This is a genomic window from Rhodococcus sp. WAY2 (assembly GCF_009859915.1).
GTDB classification, from domain to species: domain Bacteria; phylum Actinomycetota; class Actinomycetes; order Mycobacteriales; family Mycobacteriaceae; genus Rhodococcus_F; species Rhodococcus_F oxybenzonivorans.
In genome coordinates this window covers 3212283-3239099 of record NZ_CP046572.1, presented here as the reverse complement: position 1 = coordinate 3239099, position 26817 = coordinate 3212283, and the positions used below count along the sequence as shown (strand labels likewise).

The following is a 26817-nucleotide window of genomic DNA, read 5'->3' as shown; positions in this document are numbered from 1 at the left end:
GGCTCAGGGCAGATCGAGATACTCCTCGAGCACCGGCCCGATGACCGCAAGGACCTCCGGCTCGATCATCTGGTTGTGCTCGCACTCGAGCTTCACTTCCCGGATTCGTCCGCCCACCCACTGCGCCCACTCCTCGGGTGAGTGCTCCGCAGGTGACGACGCCGCCGTGAAGAACAGCAGATCCCCGTCGAACTGCTGCGGACGGAACCCGCTCATCAGTCTCGACGAGTTCGTGAATCCGAGGCTGATGCGCTCGAGGTGTTGTGGGGTGATCCCCGTCTTCTGCCCGAACGCCTCGTCGAGCAGTTCGACGGCGCGCTCGTAGGTGAGTTCTCCGTCCTCGCCCTCGGACTCGAGGTCGAGCCCGAGACCGTGCAGCAACTCGGACACGGTGAGGCTGTCCGGGGTGGCGTCGGCGTCACCGACCACGTAACTGTCCATCAGGGCGAGGGTGGCGACGGATTCGCCCTCCCGCCGCAATTCCACCGCGATGGCCTGCGCGATGATGCCGCCGAGGGACCACCCGAGCAGGTGGTACGGCCCGGAACTCTGGATGCTCCGCATTTCGAGCACGTAGTGGTGGGCGAGCTCCTCGATCGAGTCGAAGGTCGGTCCGCCGCTGATGCTCGGCAACTGCAGGCCGTAGACGGGACGGTCCTGCGACAGGTGTTGCAGCAACCCGGCGTAACCCCACGAGAGCCCGATCCCGGGATGGATGCAGAACAGTGGCGGTGTCTCCCCCGTCGGTCGCAGCGGAATCACCACACGCAGCGCCTCGTCGACGGCCGACTCGCCGCCGCCGTCCGTCTCGATCCGGCGCGCCAGTCCCGCCGGTGTCGGATCGAGGAACATCGACTGCAGCGGGATCCGCCGGCCGAGGCGTTCCTGGAGAACGGTGATGACGCGGGTGGCGACGATCGAGTTGCCGCCGAGGTCGAAGAAGCTGTCCGCCGTCCCGACCCGATCGACTCCGAGTACCTCCGCGAACGCCTCCACGACGACGCGTTCGGTTTCGGTGTCGGGTGCGCGGAATGCGGCCGCGGTAGTGCCGAACTCCGGCGCCGGCAACGCCTTGCGGTCGAGCTTGCCCACCGGGGTCATCGGCACCTGATCGAGCACCACCACGGCCGAGGGAACCATATGGGCGGGCAGTCGCTCGGCCGCGTAGGTGCGCAGTTCCGCGGGATCGAGGTCGTGGCCGTCGACGGCACGCACGTAGGCCGCGAGCAGGGTGTCTCCGGACGGCCCGGTGTGCCCGATCGTGGCCGCGAAGGCCACCGCCGGATGACGGGCGAGAATCGCGTCGATCTCACCGAGTTCGATGCGGAAGCCCCGCACCTTCACCTGGAAGTCGGTGCGCCCGATGTACTCGACAGTGTGATCCCCGCGCCACCGCACCACGTCACCTGTCCGGTACATGCGCCGTCCGGGCTCGCCGAACGGGCAGGCCAGGAACCGTTCCGAGGTAAGGGCCGCGCGCTTGTGGTACCCCCGCGCCAATCCGGGCCCGGCGATGTACAGCTCACCGGGGACGCCCGCCGGAACGGGTTGGAGCCGCTCGTCCAGTACCAGGTACTCGAAGCCGATGGCGGGAGCACCGATGTTGACCACCCCACCGGGTCGCATCGGGGCGCTGACACTGGCCTGGATGCTCGTTTCCGTCGGACCGTACCCGTTGTGCATGCGGCGGTGGCGGCCCCAGACCTCGACCAGCTCGGGCGGGCACGCCTCGCCGGCCACGGCCAGCATCCGCAGCGTGTCGAGGTCACGATCCTCCATCGAGGACAGCGCGGTGGGAGTGATGAACGCGTGAGTCACCTGTTCCCTGCGCAGCAGTTCCGCGAGTTCGCCGCCGCCGAAGATGGTCGGCGGGATGATCAGCAGCCGAGCCGAGGCGCCGAACGCCATCATCAGCTCGAACACCGAGGCGTCGAAGCTCGGCGACGCCAGGTGCGACACCGTCGAGTCGAGGGTGACCAGGAAACGCTCGTGCTCTTCCGCGGTGAGGTTGGCGATGCCCCGATGGGTGACGATGACGCCCTTGGGCTTGCCCGTCGAACCCGAGGTGTAGATCAGGTACGCGGGATGCCCGAGGTGGAGGGGTCGCGTCCGGTCGGCGTCGGTGATCGGCTCGGAGGACACCACTGCCACCTGCTCCGCGAATTCCTCGTCGTCGAGCACCAGCCACGGGACGGATTCCGGCAGATTGTCCCGACGCTCGGCAACGGTGATACCGACCGATGCCCGGCAGTCGGTGAGCATGTATTCGATGCGATCACGGGGATACGTCGGATCGACGGGCACGAACGCCGCGCCGGACTTGGCCACCGACCAGATCGACACCACCTCTTCGATGGAGCGCGGCATGCCCAGTGCGACGAACGTTTCCGGGCCCACACCGTGAGCCCTCAGGACCCGGGCCAGTCGGTTGGACCATTCGTCGAGTTCGCGGTAGCTGACGTGACGGTCCTCGAAGGTGAGGGCTGTCGCCTCGGGGGCGACGGCCGCCGCGGCGGCGAGGATGTCGGGCCACAGCTCGGGTCGGACCTCCGGCTTGCCGCGGGCGGGTGCCAACTCCTCCTGCTCCGCCTCGTCGAGGATGGGCAGGGTGCTGATGGACTGCTCCGGGTCGGCGGTGGCGGCAGCGAGGACGCGGACGAACCGGTCGGCGATCCTGCGGGCGGTTTCCTCATCGAAGAGCGACACCGCGAAGTCGAGGCCACCGCTGATCCCGGCGGGTGCACCGGTCGAATCGAACTGCTCGGCGAGGATGACCTCGAGGTCTTCCTTGACCACCCTCGTCTCGAGATCCACGCCCTCGACCCGCAGGTCCGGCAGCTCGAGCGACGCGCGCTCATTGTTCTGGAACTCGAGAGCCACCTGGAACAGCGGTGAGTAGGACGTGGACCTCCTCGGGTTCAACTCCTCCACCAACCGTTCGAATGGCAGGTCCGAGTGCGCGAACGCGGCGAGATCGCTTTCGCGGATCTGACGGACCAGCTCGGTGAACGTCGTCGCGGGATCGATGCGACTCCGCAGGACAAGCGTGTTGACGAACATGCCGACCATGTCGTCGAGAGCGGTTTCCCCGCGGCCGGCGACCGGTGTCCCGATGACGACGTCATCGGTGCTGCCCAGGCGAGCCAGGAGTACCACGAGGGCGGCATGGACCGCCATGAACATGGTGACGTTGTTCTCCCGGGCGAGCGCTGTCAACCGCCGGTGCAGGTCGGCGTCGATTGCGAACTCCACCCGATCGCCTTCGACACTCTGCTGAATCGGGCGTGGCCGGTCGGTCGGCAACTGGATGACGTCCGGCAGTCCGGCGAGAGTCTGCGACCAGAAGCGGAGCTGACGGTTGATCAGCGACGCCGGGTCGTCCTCCGACCCGAGCACGGCGTGCTGCCACAGGGTGTAGTCGGCGTACTGCACCTGCAGCGGCGCCCAGTGCGGACCGTCTCCGTCGAGACGCGCGCCGTACGCGACCATGACGTCCCTCGCCAACGGGGCGAGGGAGAACCCGTCCGCACAGATGTGATGAACCACGATCGTGAGGACGTGATGGTCGGGCTCGGTCCGGAAGAGGGCGGCGCGCACGGGTAGGTCGGTGCTGACGTCGAATCCGCGGGACACCAGGTCCCGCATGCGCGCCGGGAGCTCCTCCGCGGTCACCGTGGCGGTCGTGAATTCCGGCCGGACCAGTTCCGCCGGAAGTATCCGCTGGGTCGGTTCGTTGCCGACGGTCGGGAACACCGTGCGCAGCGTCTCGTGCCGCTCGAGCACGTCCGACATGGCCAGCCGCAGCGCTTCCTCGTCGAGCCGTCCGGTGAGCCGCACCGCGAGCGGAATGTTGTAGGCGGGCGACGACGGATCGAACTGGTTGAGGAACCACATCCGCTTCTGCGCCAGGGACAACGGAATCAGCTCGGGTCGCTCGGCCGGGGCGAGCGGTGGGCGGGCACCCCCGCCGGGAACGGAACCCTCGCCGATCCGCTCGGCGAGCGATCGCACGTCGGGCGCTTCGAACAGTGCCCGAACTCCGATGTCGGTGTCGAGCGCATCACGGAGCCGGGCGGTGACGCGGGTCGCGACGAGGGAGTTGCCACCGAGGTCGAAGAAGTTGTCGTCGACGCCAATCCGCTCGAGTCCGAGGACATCGGCGAAGATGTCCGCGATCGTCCGCTCGAGGTCGGTGGACGGCGCGCGGAACTCCTTGGTGTGGACGTTGAGCTCCGGCGCCGGGAGCGCCGAACGATCCAGTTTGCCCACCGGTGTCAGCGGGATCTCGTCGAGGAACATGATGCTCGACGGCACCATGTGCGCGGGAAGCCGTGTGGACAGGTGCGCCGTCAAAGCGGCCGGGTCGACCCCGCCTTCCGTCAGAGGCAGCAGGTAGGTGACCAGAACGGTGTCCCCGGACGGCCCGGGCACGCCGAGCGTGGCCGAGAAACTGACGCCCGGGAAGGTGGCGACCTCGGCGTCGATCTCGCCGAGTTCGATGCGGAAGCCGCGGATCTTGACCTGGAAGTCGCTGCGCCCCACGTACTCGACCGAGTGGTCGGCACGCCAGCGGACGATGTCGCCGGTGCGGTACATCCGCTCCCCCGGCTCACCGTACGGGTTGGCGAGGAAGCGATGGCTACTGAGCGCGGGCCGCTGGTGGTAGCCCCGCGCCAGGCCGGCGCCGGTGATGTACAGCTCGCCGGGCACACCCACCGCGACGGGCTGGAGCCGGGCGTCGAGGACCAGCTCCTCGACACCGCGGATGGGTCCGCCGATCGTGATCGGCTCGCCCACCGCCAACGGGTCGCTGATGTTGGCCATCACGGTGGTCTCCGTGGGGCCGTACCCGTTGAACAGGTTGTGGCCGGGGGCCCACCGCGTCACCAGTTCCGGCGGGCATGCTTCCCCACCGACGGTCACGTGCTGGAACTCGTCGAGATCCGTGGGATCGACCGTGGCCAGAGCAGCCGTGGTCACGAAGGCGTGCGTGACGTGTTCGGCACGGATCAGTTCGGCCAGCTCGGCACCGCCGTAGACGGTCGGTGGGGCGATCACCATGGTTGCGCCGACGCCGAAGGCCTGCAGGTACTCGAAGATCGACCCGTCGAAGCTCGGAGTGGAGAAGTGCAGCGTGCGCGATGTCTGGGTGGCCCCCAATCGCTGACGCTGATCCTCGGCGAAGTTGTCGAGTCCCTCGTGCGTGACCACGACACCCTTCGGTTTACCCGTCGAACCCGACGTGTACACGATGTACGCAGCGTTGTCGAGGCTGATCGGCGACTTCCGATCCGAATCCGCCACGGGCAGAGCCGGTTTCGCCTGGCACGCCTTCTCGAACTTCGGGGAGTCGAGCAGCAGCCACGGCACCGTGTCGGGGAGGTCCTTCTCGTAGGCCGTCGTGGTGAGTCCGATGGTGGCACCGGAATCGGTGAGCATGTGCTCGATGCGGTCGATCGGGTAGTTGGGGTCGACCGGGACGAAGGCTGCGCCCGTCTTGGCCACCGCCCAGACAGCGAGAACGGACTCGATGGACCGGGGAATTCCCAGCGCCACGAACGCCTCCGGGCCCGCGCCGCGCGCGATCAGAACCCGCGCCAACTGATTCGAACGCTCGTTCAGTTCGCGGTAGGACACGTTCCGGCCCTCGAAGGTGAGCGCCGTGCGGTTCGGATCGAGCGCGGCAGCGTCCTCGAAGATCTGCGGGAGGGTCCGGACCGAGAAACCGGGGCGCCCCCGCACCGGAGCGAACTCGGCGAGTTCGGACTCGGTGAGCAACTGCATGTGCGCCAGGGGGATCTCGGGCCGATCGGCGATCGCGGCGAGCACTCGCTGCAGGCGATCCGCGATCTCGTCGATCGCGCGCTCCTCGAACACCTCCGGCAAGTACTCGAATTTCAGGTTCAGTCGCTCGTCACCGGACGCAACCACGGCAAGCGGATAGTGCGCCGAGTCCTTGCCCCCGATTCCGGTGACGAACATGCCCGCGATATCGGTGTGCTCGGTCAGCCCGTCTTTGTCCACCGGATACGACTCGAACACGGTCAGCGTGTCGAAGCCCGCCCCGAGCCCGGCCACCGACTGGATGTCGGTGAGCCCCACGTAATGGTGATCGAGCAGTGCCGCCTGCTCGCTCTGGACACGGGTGAGCAGCTCTCCCAACGGTTCCCGGGGGTTCAGCGCCACCCGGACCGGCAGGGTGTTGATGAACAGACCCACCATCGATTCGATGCCGGGGATCTCCGGCGGCCGGCCCGACACGGTTCCGCCGAACACCACATCGGTGCGTCCGATCAGTCCACCGAGCACGATGCCCCACGCCGTCTGCACGACCGTGTTGAGGGTCAGTCCGCGCTCACGGCTCAGCTCACGCAGGCGGGTGGTCTGTTCCTCCGACAGGGTGAAGGCGGTTTCCTCGGCCATCGCCGAATGCGCTTCGGCCCGGTCCATCGGCGCGAGCAGCGTCGGTTCGTCCACTCCGTCGAGAGCGGCGCGCCACGCCGCGAGTGACTCGGTGATGTCGTGGCGTCGCATCCACGACAGGTAGTCGCGGTACGAGTGCACCCGGGGCAGCAGGCTGCCGTCGGCGTCGGTGGCGTACAGGGTGAGCAGGTCACGGATGACCAGTGGCGTCGACCAGCCGTCGAGCAGGATGTGGTGATTGGTCAGGACCAGCCGGTAGTCCTGGCCCGTCAGCCGGATCAGCGCGAGCCGCAGCAGCGGTGCCTGCGACATGTCGAACTTGACCGCCCGGTCTCGCTCCAGGATCCGGTCGTATTCCCGCTCGGTCTCGGCCGGTTCCAGACCCGAGAGGTCGAACTCGGACCACGGCAGGACGACACCGTTCTGGATGATCTGGGCGGAGGCCCCCGCGCTGTCGTGGACGAACGCGGCCCGCAGGTTGGGATGCCGATCGAGCAGTGCCTGGCCGGCGCGGCGGATCCGGTCGGCATCGACCTGCCCGCGCAGTTCGAGGGTCAGCTGCACCATGTAGGGGTCCACGGCGGCGTCGGAGAACTGCGCGTGGAACAGCAGCCCCGACTGCAGGGGTGACAGCGACCAGATGTCCGCGAGTGCCGGGAAGCGGTCCTCGAGCCGGTCGATCGCGGTCTGGTCGAGGCTGACGAGATCGAGATCGGACGGCGTCACACCGCCCGAACCGGGCCGCGACACATGGACAGTCAACGCGGTGAGTGCCTGTACCCAGAGTTCGGCGAGTTCGCGTACCTCTGCTTCGGTCAGGACACCGGCCGGGAACGCCCATGTCGCGCGCAACCGGTTTCCGTCGGCTGCGGCGTCGGTGACGGCGTTGATGTCGAGCACCGAGGCGACCGGGATGTCGGAGGCGGGAACGTCGTCGAGCTTGGTGTCGCTGACCGGGACCCACGGATGTCCGTGGGTATCGGTCGACGTTGCCCCGCCCAGCCGTCCGAGGTAGTTGAACGTGACCTGAGGTTGGCGCAGCGCGCGCAGTTCTTCTGCAGTGTCCGGGTTCAGATACCGCAGCATGCCGTAGCCGATGCCGTGGTCGGGGATGGCGAGCAGTTGCTCCTTGATCGCCTTGATCGCCGAGCCGGCGGCCCGGCCGCCGTCGAAGGCCTCGTCGAGGTCGATGCCCGACAGGTCCAGGCGAACCGGGAACATCGCGGTGAACCAGCCGACGGTACGGCCGAGGTCCGCGCCCGGCAGCACCTGGTCTTCACGACCGTGGCCTTCGAGATTGACCAGTGACTGGGCACAGCTTTCACCGTGGGTGCGCCGCGCCGACCGGGCACGCCACCGCGCCAGTGCCAGCGCCAGTCCCGCGAGCAGTCCGTCGTTGACTCCGCCGTGATACGCCTCGGGCACCTTCGTGAGAAGTGCGTCGGTCACGTCGGTGGGCACTTCGACGGTCAGCTTCTCCACGGTGCCCGCCACGTCGACGTCCGGGTCGAGTGGCCGCGACCCGATCAGCGGGTCGTCACCGCTGAGCACCTCGCGCCACAGGTCGAGTTCCCCGGCGCGGTCCACGGCAGCGCCGGCGAGACCGTGGGACCACCGGCGCATCGACGTACCGACCGGCTCGAGGACCGGTTCCTGGCCCGCGGAGAGCTGCGCCCACACGGTGGCCAGGTCGGGGACGAGGATCCGCCACGACACCCCGTCGACCACGAGGTGATGAGCGACCACCAGCAACCGCCCGCCGCCGTCACCGGCGTCGAACCACACCAGCTGCAACATGACACCGGCCACCGGGTCCAGTCGTCCCGCGGCCTCGTCGAGTTCGCGGGTGGCGATCTCGGCGAAGGTGGAACCGGTCACCGCGGGCACCTCGACGCGGTGGAGGAACTCGCGGACGTCGACGGACCCGGGCCCGCGCACCTCGATACGCCACCGTGGTGCGGGCCCGGCCAGCTGGGCACGCAGCATGTCGTGGTGATCGACGACCACCTGGATCGTGCGCTCGAGCATCGTGCGGTCGGTTGCCGGGGGCAGGGCGAGCAGCGCCGTCTGGGTGTAGCGGCGGAAGTCGCCGCCGCGTTCGAGCAGCCACGACGTGATGGGGGTGATCGGCATGTCGCCCACACCGCCACCGGGCAACTCCTCGAGGACGACCACGTCGGCAGCCCCGGCCCAGGACGCCACCTCGGCGAGGGTGGCCACCGTCTTGGCCTCGAACACGTCCCTCGGGGTGAGCACCACACCCGCAGCCTTGGCGCGGGCCACCAACTGGATCGACATGATGCTGTCACCGCCGAGTGCGAAGAACGAATCCTCCACACCCACCGAGTCCAGTCCGAGAACCTCGGCGAACAACGTGGCCAGCACCGTTTCCATTTCGGTGGTGGGTGCCCGGCTCGCGGACACCCGGGCGCCGAAGTCCGGTTCGGGCAGCGCGCGGCGGTCGAGCTTGCCGTTGCCGGTGAGCGGCAGGGCGTCGAGGACGACGAGGGTCGCGGGAACCATGTAGGACGTGAGCTGGGTGCCGAGGAATTCCAGCGCCGAGGACACCTCCACGGTGGACCCGGACTCGGGCACCACATATCCGATCAGCCGGTTGCCCCCGTGGCCGTCGTCGCGGGTCAGGACGACGGCCTGCGCGATCCCGCGGTAGCGGAGCAACGCCGACTCGATCTCGCCGAGTTCGATGCGGAAACCGCGGATCTTGACCTGGAAGTCACTGCGGCCCAAATACTCGAGTTGCCCGCCGGCGTTCCAGCGCGCCAGGTCGCCGGTTCGGTACATCCGTGTGCCGGACCCGAGCGGGTCGGCGACGAACCGGGTGGAGCTGAGCGCCGCACGGCCGAGGTAGCCCCGGGTGACCTGCTCGCCGGACACATACATTTCGCCGATGGTGCCCGGCGGTACGGGATGCAGGCGCCGGTCGAGCACGTGCACACGCAGCCCGGCGATGGCGCGTCCGATCACACTGGCCGAGGCGGACTCGGCGAACGCACGGTCGAGCCGCAGGTAGCTGACATGGACCGTGGTCTCGGTGATGCCGTACATGTTGACCAGGGTCGGCGCGGAGTCGTCGTGCCGGGCATACCAGCGTCCCAGTTGACCGAGGTCGAGGGCCTCTCCGCCGAAAATCACGTACCGCAACGCCAGCGCCGCTGCGGTCACGTCGATCTCCGAGACGATCCGGTCGGTCTCGGCCAGTTGGTAGAACGCGGTCGGCGTCTGGTTGAGCACCGTCACCTGCTCGTTGCGGAGCAGTTCGTGGAACATTTCCGGTGACCGGGCGGTGTAGTAGTCGACGACCACCAGTCGTCCGCCGTAGAGCAGCGGTCCCCACAACTCCCACACGGAGAAGTCGAAGGCATACGAGTGGAACATCGTCCAGACGTCGTTCTCGTCGAATTCGTACAGCGGCTGGGTGTTCGCGAAGAGGGTGAGCACGTTGCGGTGCGAGACGACCACACCCTTCGGGCGGCCCGTCGACCCGGAGGTGTAGATCACGTAGGCCACCGACGACGCATCGAGGGAGGTGACCCGATCGTCGTCCGTGATCGTCGCCGGTGACAGCCGGCCGAGATCGGCGTCGGTCTCGATGTCGTCGAGGAGGATGACGGGCGTCCCGGATTCCGGAAGGGCCGAGGCGTCGCCGACGGTGGTGATCACACAGTTCGGTGCGGCGTCCTCGAAGACGAACGCCAGCCGGTCTGCTGGATAGGTGATGTCGACCGGAAGATATCCACCGCCCGACTTGATCACCGCGAGCAACGCGACGATCAGATCGCAGGTGCGTGGAAGTGCTACCGCGACGAGGGTTTCCGGGCCGACTCCACGCGAGATGAGCAGCCTCGCCAACCGGTTCGAGCGTTCGTCGAGCTCGCGGTACGTGTACGCCACGTCCTCGGAGGTGACCGCGGTGGCCTGAGGGAACCGGGCGACGGTCTGCGCGAAGCGGTCCGCCAGTGTGTCGTGACCGGCATCGACGCCGACGGTGTTCCACTCGGTCGCCATCGCGGCCCGTTCGGCGGCGTCGGTGAGTTCGATGTCACCGACGGGGGCGTGCGGATCGGCGGTCACCGCACCGAGGACCCGCAGGAACCGGTCGGCGATGGTGCGCACGGTTCCGGCGTCGAACAGGTCGGTGGCGTAGACGAACGCCGCGGTGATTCCGGCTGCGGTCCCCTCCTCGTCGAAGCGTTCCTCGACGCTGAGCTGCAGGTCGAATTTTGCCACCTCGAGATCGAAATCGACTGCTGTAGCGGTCAATTCCGAAAGCTCGAGTCGTGGGGTCTCGTTGTTGCGGAATTCGAGCAGCACCTGGAACAGCGGGGAATGCGCGGTGGACCGTTCCGGTGCCAGCACGTCGACCAACCGCTCGAACGGCACGTCCGAATGGTGGAATGCCGCGAGGTCGGTGGCCCGCACCTGATCGATCAGTTCGCCGAAGCCCCCGGCGGGGTCGACGGCGGCCCGAAGGACGAGGGTGTTGACGAACATGCCGACCATCTCGTCGAGTGCCGCCTCACCGCGACCGGCGATCGGTGTCCCCACCGCGATGTCCTCGGTGGACGACAACGCCGACAACAACACGGACAGGGCTGCGTGCACGGCCATGAACATGGTCGAGTTGTGTTTGCGCGCCAGCGCGGACAGCGAGCGGTGCAGCTCGGCCGGAATCGTGAAGTCGACCTGGGCGCCGCGGAACGACTGCTGAACCGGCCGGGCGCGGTCTGTGGGCAGCTGCAGGATCTCGGGCAGGTCCGCGAGCTGCTCTGTCCAGTACCGCAGTTGCTGGGAGATGAGGGACCCGGAATCACTTTCGCTGCCGAGTTGTTCGAGCTGCCACAGCGTGTAGTCGGCGTACTGCACCGACAGGGGGCTCCACTGCGGTGCGCTACCCGCGATGCGGGCCGCGTAGGCCGCCATCACGTCCCTGGCGAGCGGAGTGAGTGAGAAGCCGTCGGCACAGATGTGGTGCACCACGATGACGAGCACGTGCTCGTCCGGCGCGAGAGCGAACAGTGCGGAACGAATCGGCACGTCGGCGGTCACGTCGAACCCTGCGGTCGCGAGCGCGGCGATGTGCTCGTGGAGTTCGCTGTCCGCCACGTCGGCAATCTCGAGATTCGGTGTCCACTGTCCGGGCGAGAGCACCACCTGCGTCGGTTCCCCATCGTGGGAGGGGAACACGGTGCGGAGCGATTCGTGCCGGACGAAGACGTCGGTGACGGCCGCGCGCAGAGACTCCACGTCCAGCCGTCCGGTCAGCCGCACCGCGAGCGGAATGTTGTACGCGGCGGACGAGGTGTCGAACTGGTTGAGGAACCACATGCGCTTCTGCGCGAGCGACACCGGCACGTGCTCCGGTCGCTGCTTCGGTTCGAGCGGAACCCTGCCGTGGTCGCCGTCCCCGGCGGGGGCGAACGCGGTCGATTCGATCATGCGGGCGAGAGCGTGGATCGTCGGCGCCTCGAACAGGGTGCGCACTCCGATCTGGGTGTCCAACTCGGCGGTGAGCCGGGCGGCCACGCGGGTGGCGATGAGCGAGTTACCACCGATGTCGAAGAAGTTGTCATCGATGCCGACCCGCTCGATCCCGAGGACGGTGGTGATCACGTCGGCGATGGTGTGCTCGAGCACCGTCGACGGTGGGCGGAACTCGTCCGTCGTCGGCAGGAACTGTGGTTCCGGCAAAGCCGCCCGATCGAGCTTGCCCACCGGGGTCAACGGGATCTCGTCGAGGATCATGATGCTCGACGGCACCATGTGGGCGGGCAGCAGTTCCGCCGCCCACTGCTTCAGCTCCGGCGGCTCGAGGGTTGTGTCGGCCTCGGGCAGCACATAGGACACGAGTGCGGTGTCGCCCGTCGGCCCCGGGCGCCCGAGCGTGACGGCGAACGCCACCGAGGGATGCCCGGCGAGGGCACTGTCGATGTCACCGAGTTCGATGCGGAAACCACGAACCTTGACCTGGAAGTCGCTGCGGCCGAGGTATTCCGCTGTCCGATCCGGACGCCAGCGCGCGAGGTCACCGGTACGGTACATGCGCTCGCCCGGCTCACCGAACGGATTCGCGATGAACCGTTCGCTGGTGAGCCCCGCCCGCGCATGGTAGCCGCGGGCAAGTCCTTCACCGCTGATGTACAGCTCCCCGGCGACACCGACGGGGACCGGCTGCAGCCAGGCGTCGAGAATGACTTCCGCGGTGCCGCGGATCGGTCCGCCGATCGTCACCGGCTCGCCGGCCTCCAGGGGATCACTGAGGTTGGCGACGATGGTGGACTCGGTGGGGCCGTAGGCGTTGAACATCTTTCGGCCCGGCGCCCAACGCGTTACCAGCTCCGGCGGGACGGCCTCGCCACCGACCGCCACGGTACGGAAGCCGTCGAGGCCTTCCGGGTCCACCGACGCCAGCGCCGCCGGGGTGATGAATCCGTGGGTGATGCCCTCGGATCGGATCAATTCGGTCAGTTCGTCACCGCCGTAGACGGATGTCGGCACGATCACCATGGTCGCGCCGACCGCGAACGTCATCAGATAGTCGAGGACCGACGCGTCGAAGCTCGGGGACGAGAAGTGCATCGTCCTCGAGGCGGAGTCGGTCCCGTACCGGGCGCGCTGCTCTTCGGCGAAGTTGTCGAGGCCACGGTGGCTGACGATGACCCCCTTGGGGGTGCCGGTGGAACCCGAGGTGTAGATCATGTACGCCGGGTGGGCGAATCGCAGTGGCACGACACGCTCGTCGTCGGTGACCGGATCGGACGACATTTCGGCTGCGGCAGTGACCATTTCGGGGTCGTCGAGCGTCAGCCACGTGGTCGTGGCGGCCGGCAACCGGCCGCGGTCCGCACTCACGCACACACCGAACCTGCAGCCCGAATCGCCGAGCATGTGCTCGACTCGCTCACGCGGGTAGCTCGGATCGACCGGCACGAACGCTGCACCCGTCTTGGCGATCGCCCACACTGCGACGATGGATTCGAGGGAGCGCGAAATACCCAGGGCGACGAAATCTTCCGGTCCGACACCGCTGCGGAGGAGCAGTCGCGCGAAGCGGTTGGACCGTTCGTCGAGTTCCCGGTAGGTCACCCGGCGGTGTGAGGCCACGACCGCGGTGGCGTCGCCGGCCGCCGCGGCGGTCTCCGCGAACATCGCGGGCAGTGTCCGCACGGAACGGCCCGGCAGTCCCCGGACGGGAACCAGCGCGGTCTCCTCGGCCGCGGTGAGCAGCCGCAACTGTGCCAACCGCAGATTCGGCCGCTCGGCGAGTGCCATCAGGGCCCGGACCACTCGGTCACCGATGCGGGCGACGGCGTCACCGTCGAACAAGGTGGGAACGTACTCGAGTTTCAGTTGCAGGCGTTCGTGCGCGGAGGCGATCACCGCCAGCGGATAGTGCGCGGCGTTGGCGCGGTCGTGCACGTCGAGAACGTTCATGCCGGCGATGTCGGTGTTCTCGGTAAGGCCCGCCCGGTCCACCGGATACGATTCGAACACCGTCAGGGTGTCGAAAACGGCGCCGTCGCCGCCCACGCCCTGAATGTCGGTGAGCCCCAGATAGTGGTGATCGAGCAGCGCCGCCTGCTCACTCTGGATGCGCTCGAGCAACTCCCCCAGCGTCTCCGACGGGTCGAGCACGACGCGAACCGGCAGCGTGTTGATGAACAAGCCGATCATCGACTCGATTCCGGGGATCTGCGGGGGCCGGCCCGACACGGTGCCACCGAAGACGACATCGGTGCGACCAGTCATGCTGCCCAACACAATTCCCCATGCCGTGCGAATCAGGGTGCTCAGCGTGATGCCCCGCTCCCGGGCGAGCGCGCTGAGGAGTTCGGTGTCGTCGTCGTCGAGTTCGACGATCAATTCACTCGATTCGTCGGTGCTCTGGGCGGCCGCGTCAGCCGGTGCGAGCAGGGTGGGTCCTTCCAGACCGGCAAGGGCGCGCGCCCACACTCCGAGCGACTCCTCGGTGCTGCGATGCGACATCCAGGCGAGGTAGTCACGGTAGGGGTTCACCCGGGGCAGCGCGGCGGTGTCGCCCGCGGTGGCGTACAGCGTCAGCAGGTCGCGGATCAGCAACGGCATGGACCAGCCGTCGAGAAGGATGTGGTGGTTGGTGACCATCAGATGTTGTTCGCCCCCGCCCACCTGCATCAGCGTGAACCGGATGAGCGGCGGGGTGGACATGTCGAAACCACGTCGCCGGTCGGCGTCGGCGATGCGGTCCATCTCGCCTGCACGAGCGTCGGCGTCGAGGCCGGACAGGTCGATCTCCGTCCACGGCAGCTCCACCTGCCGGGAAATCGCCTGGATCGGGGTGCCGCCTTCGTCGTAGACGAACGATGCCCGCAGATTCGCGTGCCGGTCGAGCAGCGCCTGCCCCGCCAACCGCAGCCGCGCCGAATCCGCACCGCGAAGCTCGATGGTCATCTGCACGGTGTACGAATCGATCGACTCCTCGGCCAGGAGTGCGTGGAACAGCAGACCGGACTGCAACGGCGACAGCGACCAGATGTCGGACAGCGCCGGGAAGCGGGCCTCGACGCGGTCGATCGTGTCCTGGTCGAGGGACACCAGGTCCAGGTCCGACGGGGTGATTCCGCCGGCGTCGGGGCGGGACGCGTAGGTGGTGAGCGCGGTCAGCGCCTGCACCCACAGTTCCGCGAGTTCCCGCACCTCGGTCACGTCGAGCACACCCGCCGCGTAGGCCCACGTCGCTCGCAGCTGCGGACGGTCCTCGACCTCGGTGGTGACTGCGTTGATGTCGATGGCGGAGGTGACGGGTGTGTCGAGGTCCTGGGCGCGGTCCATGTCGACTTCACCGGTCGGCGCCCACCCGGCGCGGGTCGCGGCCTCGGAGAGGTCGGCGGCGAACCGGCCCAGGTAGTTGAAGCTGATCTGAGGCAGCGAGCGATCCGCGAGCACGGGTGCGGTGTCGGGGTTCAGGTACCGCAGCATGCCGTACCCCATGCCGTGGTCGGGGATGGCGAGCAGTTGCTCCTTGATCGCCTTGATCGCCGAGCCGGCGGCCCGGCCACCACCGAAAGCCTCCTCGAGGTCGATGCCCGACAGGTCCAGGCGCACCGGGAACATCGCCGTGAACCAGCCGACGGTGCGGCCGAGGTCGGCACCGGGGACCACCTGGTCTTCTCGCCCGTGGCCTTCGAGGCTGACGAGCGTCCCGTCGACGGGCCGCCCATGGGCGCCGGTGACGAGCCGCGACCTGCGCCACTGTGTGACGGCCATCGCGAGTGCGGTGAGCAGCCCGTCGTTGACGCTGCCGTGGATCGCGTCCGGCACGGCCGTGAGGATCGCCTCGCTGACCTCGGCCGGCAGCTCGACGGTGATCCTGCCGACGGTGGCGTTCACGTCGATGTTCGGATCGAGTGGTCGGCTACCGATCAGCGGGTCCTCGCAGTCGAGGATCCGCTGCCAGAGGTCGAGTTCGACTGCCCGCTCACCCGCCTGATCCACCAGTCCGTGCGCCCAGCGCCGCATCGACGTGCCGACCGGCTCGAGGACCGGCTCCTGACCCGCCGAGACCTGCGCCCACGCCGTCGCGAGATCGGGCACCAGAATCCGCCACGACACCCCGTCGACCACCAGGTGGTGTGCGACCACGAGCAACCGGCCGCCGGCGTCACCGGCATCCAACCAGACCACCTGCAGCATCGACCCCGACGCCGGGTCGAGACGGTCCAGTGCCGCATCGAGTTCCGCGATGACGGTGCCCGCGAACTCGGAGGTGCCGGGAGCGGCGGACACGGCCACCCGACGCAGAATGTTGCGCGCGGCCACCGAGCCGACCGGGCACGCCTCGAGATGTGACTCGTCGGTCCCGACGATCAGCTGCGCCCGCAACATGTCGTGCCGGTCGAGGACAGCCTGGAACGTCTCGATCAACGGTTCGATCGCACGCAGATTCGGGGGCGCGGTCAGCAACATCGACTGCGACATGCGGTTGAACTCGCCACCGCGCTCGAGGAGCCACGCGGTGATGGGGGTGGTCGGCATGGCACCGACGCCGCCACCGGGCAGCTCTTCGAGCACCACCACGTCGGAGTCGCCCACCCAGGACGCCACCGCCGCCAGCCCGGCCACCGTCTTGGCCTCGAACACGTCCCGCGGGGTCAGCACCACACCCGCCGACTTGGCGCGGGCCACCAATTGGATCGACATGATGCTGTCGCCGCCGAGTGCGAAGAACGAATCGTCCACGCCCACCGACTCGAGTCCGAGGACTTCGGCGAACAGGTCGGCCAGCACCGATTCCATCTCCGAGACCGGTGCGCGCCCCGACGACACGCGGGCGCCGAAGTCTGGCTCAGGCAGTGCCCGCCGATCCAGCTTGCCCGCTGGGGTCAGCGGCAGCGCGTCGAGAACGATCAACGCGGACGGCACCATGTAGGGCGCAAGGAAGCTGCCGACGAAGGTGAGGACGGCTTCCGGCTCGAGCTCGGCGCCGTTGGTCGGCACGACGTAGCCGACGAGCCGGTTCACCCCGGTGCTGCCCTTGTGCGCCGACACCACCGAATGGGCCACGCCCGGGTAGCGGGCGAGGGCCGTCTCGATTTCGCCGAGCTCGATGCGGAAGCCGCGGATCTTCACCTGGAAGTCGCTGCGGCCCAGATACTCCAGTTGTCCGTCGCGGTTCCACCGCGCCAGGTCGCCGGTCCGGTACATCCGGGCGCCGAGGCCGCCGTACGGGTTGGCGACGAACCGCTCGGCCGTCGTGCCGGCCCGGTTCCGGTAGCCTCGCGCGAGTCCCGAACCGGTGACGTACAACTCGCCGGTCACCCCGTTCGGCACTGGGTGCAGGCGCGAATCGAGCACCATTTCGCCCGTACCCAGCGGCGGCCTGCCGATGGTCACGGGTTCGCCGGGCACCATCGGACCGGTCACGCTCGACACCACGGTCGCTTCGGTGGGACCGTAAGCGTTGAACATCCGCCTGCCTGCGGTGACCCACTGCGCCACCAGCTCCGGCGGGCACACGTCACCACCGGTGACGACACATTCGAGGTGATCGAGACCCACGGGTTCCACCGACGCCATCGCAGCAGGGGTGATGAATGCGTGGGTGACCCGGCCCTCACGAAGTACATCGGCGAGTTCGGTGCCGCCGATAACAGTCGAGGGTGCAATGACCATCGTCGCCCCGGACCCGACGGCGAGCAGCAGCTCGAGGATCGAGGCGTCGAAGCTCGGAGAGGAGAAGTGCAGGGTGCGCGAGGTCGCGGTAATGCCGAATCGGGTGCGTTCGTCCGTCGCGAAATTCGCCAGGCCCCGGTGGGTGACGGCGACGCCCTTGGGCATGCCGGTCGATCCTGACGTGTAGATCAGATACGCGGTGTTCTCCAAGGCGACGGGCAGCGGGCGGTCGGCATCGATGACGGCGGCAGACGACTGTTCGGCCAGGTCGTCACCGAGCTCGGGTGCGTCCACGACCAGGTAGTCGACGCATTCGGGTAGATCCGACCGGAACTCGGTCACCGTCAGGGCCAGCTGTGCACCGGAGTCGGTCAGCATGTGCACGATCCGGTCGGTCGGGTAATCCGGGTCCACCGGCACGAACGCGGCGCCGGTCTTTGCCACAGCCCACAGGGACAGAACCGATTCGACGGACCGGCCCATCGCCAGCGCCACCACCGATTCGGGGCCCACGCCGCGCCCGATCAGTAGCCGGGCCAGCCGGTTCGATCGCTGATCGAGATCCCGGTAGGACACCTCCCGACCCTGGTAGATCAGTGCGGCCGCCTCCGGATCCGTCGCTGCAGCCGCCGCGAGCAGTTCGGGAAGTGTGCGCAGCTCGGTGTCGGGTGCGTCCATCACCGGGGTGAGCGCGGCGCGCTCGGAGGCCACCATCAGCTCGATGTCCCCGACGGCGCGCTCCGGATCCGCCGTGGCGGCGTCGAATATCCGTTGCAGGTAATCGGCGAAACCGGCGATCGTCGACGCGTCGAACAGACTCGCCGCGTACGTGAAGGCGGCCGAGATGCCGGCCGGCTCCCCCGACACCCCGAATTCCTCCGTAAGGGTCAGCTGGAGATCGAAATTCGAGATGTCGGTGGCGAGGTCGAGCCCGGTGACGGTCAGCCCGGGCAGCTCGAGACGTGGCCGCTCGTTGTTGCGGAACTCGAGTACCACCTGGAACAGCGGTGAATGCGACGTGGCGCGTTCCGGCGAGATGGCGTCCACCAGCCGCTCGAACGGGAGGTCCGAGTGATGGAAGGCGCTGAGGTCGGTATCGCGGACCTTGGCCAGGAGTTCGGAGAAGGAGCAACCCGGCTTCACCGGGGTGCGTAGCACGAGGGTGTTGACAAACATGCCCACCATGTCGTCGAGGGCAGCGTCACCGCGACCGGCGATCGGTGTTCCCACCGCGACGTCATCGGTGTCGCCGAGCCGGGCGAGCAGGACGGCCAGTGCCGCGTGCACTGCCATGAAGACACTCGAATTGTGTTCTCGCGCTGTGGTGATCAACCGGCTGTGCACCTGGGGGTCGATGCTGAACGAGTGGACACCACCGCGGAAGGACTGCTGGGTCGGCCGTGGGTGGTCCGTGGGCAGCGCCAGCAACTCCGGGAGTCCGGCGAGGGTTCGGGTCCAGTAGTCGAGCTGGGCGGCCAGCAGACTGTCCGGATCGTCGGCGCTGCCGAGCACTCGGTGCTGCCAGAGCGCGAAGTCGGCGTACTGCACGGTCAGTGGCGCCCAGTCGGGTGCCTGGCCACCGGTGCGGGCGGCGTACGCGGTCATCACGTCCCGGGCGAGGGGTGCCATCGAGAAGCCGTCCGCGCTGATGTGATGCACGACGATGGCCAGCACGTGGTCCTCGGGTGCGGTGCAGAACAGGGCCGCACGCACCGGCACCGCGACCGTCACATCGAATCCGGCGCCGGCCAGACGCGCAATATGTTGCGGCAGTTCGTCTTCCGAAGTTCCGATCGGGGTGAGATCCGGCACTACGTCCTCGGTGTCGAGGACGACCTGGACGGGCTCGCCGTCGACCATCGGGAAGCGGGTGCGCAGCGACTCGTGCCGTTCCAGGACGTCGGCGACGGCGTCCTGCATGGCGTCGTCGTCGAGGTCACCGGTCAGTCGCACCGCGAGCGCGATGTTGTAGGCGGGCGAATCGATGTCGAACTGGTTGATGAACCACATGCGCTTCTGCGCCAGTGACACCGGCACCCGCTCCGGCCGATCGCCGGCGACCAGCGGTGGACGCTCGGCGTTGTGGACGGCCTCGGACTCGATCCGCGTGGCCAGGGTCGCGACGCTCGGGGCGTCGAAGATTTCCCGGACACCGATGCGGCTGCCCAGTGCCGCATTGACCCGCGCCACCAACCGTGTGGCCACCAGGGAGTTGCCGCCGAGGTCGAAGAAGCTGTCGTACACGCCGATCCGCGGTGCTCCGAGCAGGTCCGCGAAAATCGAGGCGAGGATCTCCTCGATCGGATTGCGCGGAGTCACGAACTCGGTTGACGGACTCAGGAATTCCGGCTCTGGTAACGCACCGCGATCCAACTTGCCGGTGGCACCGAGGGGGAATCGGTCGAGCACCATGATGCGGGTGGGCACCATGTACGCAGGCAGCGACTCGGCCGCGGTGTCGCGAATGTCGGCGGTGTCGATCTCCACGCCGGCCACCGGGATCACATAACCGACCAGGCTCTCCCCCGTCGCCTCGCTGCGATGCACGGTCACCACGGCCTGCGCCACCGACGGATGCGCCAGCAGCGCGGCCTCCACCTCGCCGAGCTCGATCCGCTGTCCGCGCAGCTTCACCTGGAAGTCGCGCCGGCCGATGTACTCGACGTTGCCGTCGGCACGCCACCGGACGATGTCGCCGGTGCGGTACATGCGCTGTCCGGGCTCGCCGAACGGGTTGGCCACGAAGCGGTCGGAGGTGAGGTCGGGACGCCCGACATATCCGCGGGCCAATTGGACACCGGCCAGGTACAGCTCACCGTGGACGCCGACCGGCACCGGATGCAGGCGGGCGTCGAGGACGTAGAGCTGGGTGTTCCACACCGGGGCACCGATCGGCACCGACACCCGGTCGGCCTCGGTGCATTCCCAGTAGGTGACGTCGACGGCGGCTTCCGTCGGGCCGTACAGGTTGTGCAGCGCCGCCGATCCGAAGTCCCGGAAGGCGTCGGCCGTGGCAGGCGGGAGTGCCTCACCGCTGCAGAAGACCTGACGCAGCGAACCGCACAGGTCGGGCTCCGCGCCGGCGGTGAACACGGCGAGCATCGACGGCACGAAGTGCATGGTCGTGACCTGATGGTCGGCGATCACGTGTGACAGATACGTGGGGTCGCGGTGACCGTCCGGCGCCGCGAGCACCAGCCGGGCCCCGACCTCGAGCGGCCAGAACAGTTCCCACACCGACACGTCGAACGTGACGGGTGTCTTCTGCAGCACCACGTCCGTGTGGTCCAGGTGATAGGTGTCCTGCATCCACAGCAACCGATTCGCGATGGCCCGGTGGCTCACCGCAACACCCTTGGGCCTACCGGTGGAACCGGAGGTGTAGATCACGTAGGCCGTCGAATCGGGATGGATGACTCCGCCCCGCTCGGCGTCGGTGATGGGTGTGCTCGCCCGGGCCGCCAGGTTGAGGGTGTCGATCTCGATCGCGGAGTTCCCGGCTTCGCTCATCAGCCCTTCGGAGCGATCACGGGACGAGGTGAGGACACACGTCGGGGCGGCATTGTCGAGAACGTAGGCGATACGCGAGGCCGGATGGTCGGGATCGAGGGGAACGTAGGCGGCCCCCGTCTTCTCGACCGCATAGATGGCGATCATCAACTCGAGCGAACGCCGCAACGACACGGCCACCCGGGATTCCGGCCCGACGCCGCGGGCGAGGAGTTCGCGGGCGAGCCGGTTGGCGCGGGCATCGAACTCCGCGTACAGCAATTCGTCTTCACCGAACACCACTGCCACCGCGTCCGGCGTGCGCCGCACCTGGGCCTCGAAGAGGCTGACCAGGGTGGCCGAGGACGGTACGACGGTGGTGGTGTCGTTCCACTCCTGCAGGATCCGGCGGTTCTCGTCGGGCCCGCTCAACTCGATGTCGCCGACCTTCGCCTCGGCGTGGGTAGTGACGGTGTCGAGCAGCGTGACGAACCGTTCCGCGAGGGCGTCCATCGTGGATGGCTCGAACAGCTCTGCGGCGTAGGAGAATTGGGCGTCGATCGGGCCGGGAGCGCCGGAACTCTCGATGTGCTCGGTGAGGATCACCTGCAGGTCGAATTTGGCGGCACCGGTCTCGAGCCCCTGAACTTCCACCTCGAGCCCGGAAAGCTCGAGCCGGGTGTCCGCGAAGCCCTGGAGCACCAGCATCACCTGGAACAGCGGCGAATGGGCTTCGGAGCGTGCCGGTTTCAGCTCGTCGACCAGCAGCTCGTACGGCAGGTCGGTGTTACTGAAGGCCGCGAGGTCGGCGGCCCGGGTGCGGGTGAGGATTTCGGGGAAGCTGCTCTCCGGATCGATCTCGGTGCGCAGAACCACGGTGTTGACGAACATGCCGACGACGTCGTCGAGTTGCCGCTCGCCGCGCCCCGACACCGGGGAGCCGATGGATACATCGGACGATCCGCTCGACCGGGACAGCAGCACCGCGAGGGCGGTGTGCACCACCATGAACAGGCTGGCGTCGTGGGCGCCGGCGATGTCGAGCAGCGCGGCGTGCAGACGTGCCGGGATGGTGAAATCCGTTGTGCCGCCAACCATCGACTGCCGTGCCGGGCGCGGCCGGTCGGTGGGCAGGTCCAGCACCTCCGGTGCGCCGTCGAGGGTGCGGGCCCAGAACGACAGCTGCCGGGACAGCACGCTGGTGGGACCGTCGGCGGAACCGAGCAGCTCCCGCTGCCACACGGAGAAATCGGCGTACTGCACCTCGAGCGGCGCCCACTGCGGAACCTCACCGGCGGCGCGGGCGTGGTAGGCCACCATGACGTCCCGCGTCAGCGGCGTCATCGACAGTCCGTCGGCCGCGATGTGGTGGACCACGAAGACCAGCGCATGATCCTCGGTCGCCGTCCGGTACAGCCTGGCGCGGATCGGCGGCTGCACGGTCACATCGAACCCGGTCGCCGCCTCCGCGAGCAGATGGATGTCGAGCTCATCGGGAGCTACCTCGACCGCGTCGAGGTCCGGACTGACGTCCGCGACCGGCAGCACCACCTGCAACGGCCCGTTCGGGGTATTGGGGAAGACGGTCCGTAGCGACTCGTGCCGTTCGAGGACGTCACGCACCGCGGCGCGCAACGCCTCCACGTCGAGGGTGCCGCGCAACCGGATGGCCACCGGAATGTTGTAGGCCGGGGACGCGGTGTCGAGCTGGTTGATGAACCACATCCGCTGCTGCGCCAGCGACACCGGCACCGGGCCGGCGGTGGTGCGCGGCGCCAGCGGCGGGCGTGCCGACGTGCGGGGCCCGAGGGCGTCGATGCGGGCACTGAGCAGCGCCACGCTCGGCGCCTCGAACAGGTCCAGCACCCCGATGTCCGTGCCGAGCGCCGTGTTGACCCGGGAGACCACCCGGGTGGCGACCAGTGAATCACCACCCAGGTCGAAGAAGCTGTCGTCGACGCCGACACGTTCGACGCCCAGCAGGTCCGCGAACACCTCCGCGACCCGCATCTCCGTGTGAGTTCCCGGCGCCCGGTACACCGTGGAGGTGGCCTCGAAGTGCGGTTCCGGCAACGCCTTCCGGTCGAGCTTGCCGGCCGGGGTCAGCGGGACCTCGGCGAGCACCATGATGCGTGCGGGGACCATATGCGCCGGCAGCACGGCCGCCGCGTGTTCGAGGACGTTCTCGATGACGAGTTCGGCGCCGACCTCGGGCAGCACATACGTCACCAGCACCGTGTCTCCGGAGGGTGCGGTGCGCCCGACCGTGGTCGCGAAGGCGACGGCGGGATGCGAGCGTACGACGGCGTCGATCTCACCGAGTTCGATGCGGAATCCGCGGATCTTCACCTGGAAGTCGGTGCGGCCCAGGTATTCCAGCTCGCCGCGCAGGTTCCACCGCGCCAGGTCGCCGGTGCGGTACATCCGCTGTCCCGGGGCCCCGTGCGGGTCGGCGACGAATCGTTCGGCCGTCGGGATCGGCCGGTTGTGGTACCCCCGTGCCACACCGTCACCGGTGATGTACAACTCGCCCGGCACCCCCTTGGGGACGGGGTGCAGGCGCGCGTCGAGCACCAGCAGGTCGACACCGCGCGACGGCCGGCCGATGGTGACAGGCTCCCCCACGACCAGCGGTCCGGCGACACTGGCCACCACCGTCGCCTCGGTCGGCCCGTACGCGTTGAACATCACCCGGCCCGGCGCCCACTGCTCCACCAGGGCGGGAGGACAACTCTCGCCGCCGGTGACGACACACCGGATCGAGTCGAGACCGTCGGGGTCGACCGACGCCAGCGCCGCCGGGGTGACGAAGGCATGCGTCACCTGCTCCCGCCGGAGCAGGTCCGCGAGTTCGCTGCCGCCGTACACCGTGGAGGGGGCCACCACCATGGTCGCCCCACCACCGACCGCGAGGAGAAGTTCGAGAATGGAGGCGTCGAAACTCGGCGACGAGAAGTGCAGGGTGCGGGACTCCGGCGTGACACCGAACCGTGCGCGTTGGTCGGCAGCGAAGTTGGCCAGCCCGACATGGGTGACGACGACACCCTTGGGGATGCCGGTGGAACCGGAGGTGTAGATGAGATAGGCCGGGTCGGACAACCGCAGCGGCCGGAGACGGTCCGCGTCGGTGACGGCGCCGGGCGACCGGTCGACCAGTGCCTGCCCGAACTCGGGGTCGTCCATCACCAGCCACGGTGCGGTCTGCGGTAGGGCGTCGCGATGTGCGGTGACGGTGAGTCCGACGAGGGCGCCGGAATCGGTCAGCATGTGCTCGATGCGGTCGGGCGGATAGTGCGGATCGACCGGCACGAAGGCGGCGCCGGACTTCGCGACCGCCCAGGTGGCCAGCACCGATTCGATCGATCGCGCAATCGCCAGCGCCACGACCGTGCCGGGCCCCGCACCGCGGCGGATCAGCATCCGCGCGAGGCGGTCGGACTGCTCGTCGAGTTCGGGATAGGTCAGGGTGCGACCTTCGAAGACCAGCGCCGCACCGTCGCCTCCCGTCTCCACCGCGTGCCGCAGCAACGCAGGCAGGGTTCGCGGCTCCACGGGGGCGTCCCCGCGAACGGGACTCAACTCCGCGTATTCGGCGGGCTCGAGCAGGGCGACGTCCCCGATCGGCGCCGCCGGATCGGTCGTCACCGCCCGCAAGATGCGCACGAAACGCCCCGCCAGCGCCTCGGCACTGCTGCGATCCCACACGTCCGTTGCGTACAGCACCCGGCCGTCGAGACCGCCGCCCGATTCGGATTCGGTAAGTGAGAAGACGAGATCGAGACCCAGCGGCCGGTGTTCGCGCTCGATGGGATCGATGCGCGCGTCCCCGGCTGTGTCGTGCGGGTGACCGCCGTCGGTGAACTCGAGCATCACCTGGAACAGCGGTGCGTGTGAGGGGTCCGGGTCGGTGACGAGCCGGGCAACCAGGTCGTCGAACGGCAACGCCGCATGCGCGAAGGCAGCGCGGTCGGCGTCCCGGATCCGCGCGAGGTGATCGGAGAAGGACGACGCTCCGTCCACCTGCGAGCGGAGGACGGCCTTGTTGAAGAACGTGCCCCTTTCCGGGTCGTCGGAGTCGATCGGATCCCGCCCGACGATCGGCGTCCCGATCACGACGTCGTCGGTGTCCCCGAGTCGTCCCAGAAGTATCGCGAGCGCCGCATGCACGGCGACGAAGGGTCCGGTGCCGGCGTCGCGTGCTAGTTCGTGCACCCGCCGCTGCACCTCGGCATCGACGGCGAAGTCGACCACCTCGCCGGCACCGTCCCGCTCCGCCGGTCGCGGCCGATCGAGCGGAAGTGCGGTCACCTCGGGCAGCGCGGCCAACTCGCGCGACCAGAACTCGAACTGGGACTGCCGTTCCAGAACCCGCGCCGCCAACCGGGCACTCTCGGCGTGGATGGCAGCCGTCCGAGTCTGCGGATCAGCGGTGATGAACTCCTCGATCAACTCGGCGAACCTGCGATGATGCGCCCGCAGTTCCTCGGGCCCGTACCGGTTGGGGTTGCCGCGGAAGTCGAGGAGGGTCTCCCCATCACCGCCCTGATAGATGTTGACCAGCAAATCGTCCACCGGACCCGAGGTGACGATGTGATACTCCCCCACCACCGAGCCCAGGGTAAACGTCTGGTGGAACAGCATCACGTTGACCATCGGGCCTGCCAAACCCTCGGCGGTCCCGGACAATCCCGCGTCGCGGCGGATGTCCTCGAGGCTGCACCGCTGATGGCGCAGTGCACCCATCAGTTCCAACTGCACACGCTGCACGAGTTCTGCCACGGTGTCTTCGGGACGAACGGTGATACGCAGCGGCGCGACGTTGACGAGCATCCCGCCGGACCGCTGGAGGGGGGCCGTGGTGCGGGCCGACACCGGCAGGTTGATCAGGACGTCCCGTCGACCCGTCATCCGCGACAGATAGCAGGCGAACCCGGCGACCATCACGGCCGCCGAAGTCGCACCCACCCGCTGATCCGAGACGTCGAGGAATTCGAGGGCCGCCTCGGACAGCGTGGCGCTCTCGAGCCGGCTCTGCGCCGCGGCCGGTGCGTCGTGGGTTGCCAGGGTGCTGCCGTGCTCGATGCCGACGATTCGCTCGGCCCAGTACTTGCGGTCGTTCTCGAACCTGCTGGAGGAGCGGTACTTCTGATCGAGGTCGTAGAGTTCGCGCAGATCGAGCGCCCGATTCGGTTCGGGCTCGGTGCCCTCGACGAGGGATGTGTAGAGTGCCGCAACACGATTGGCAATGGTCATGCCGCTGTAGCCGTCGAGCGCGACGTGGTGAATCCTCGTGTACCACAAGTAGTGCTGTTCGCCGATCTGCAGCACCGTCATCTCGACGAGCCGATCGCGGGTCAGGCGCAGCGGAGTCGCGCAGTCCTCATCCATCCACGCCTTCGCAGTGGCCATCGGGTCGGCCTCACCGCGGAAGTCGCGGAACCCGATCGACGGGTCGATGGTGGGATCCACCATCTGATACGGCTCCCCGTCGACATCGAGCAACCGCAGGAACGGCGACTGGAATTCGTGGGCGGCGCGAACGGCGGCCTCACTCAGCAGGTCCAGGTCGATGTGGCCCCGCAGTTCGACGTACTGGGCGATGAACTTGGGAACCGTGGGGCTCAGCTGTTGCGCGAACCACATGCTCCTCTGCACCGAGGACAGTGGGAACGCCCCATCGGGCACGTTCCCCTCGGCGGCGCGCTCGTTCGGCTGCGGCGAAGTCAAACTCGTCAT

General features: G+C 68.2%; 1 protein-coding gene. It reads right to left on the bottom strand.

Annotated elements, in window-relative coordinates:
* Positions 1–3: 3 nt before the first annotated feature.
* Positions 4–26817, bottom strand: coding sequence for a non-ribosomal peptide synthase/polyketide synthase (locus tag GFS60_RS14780; protein ID WP_159922294.1), 26814 nt, complete (start codon positions 26815–26817; stop codon positions 4–6).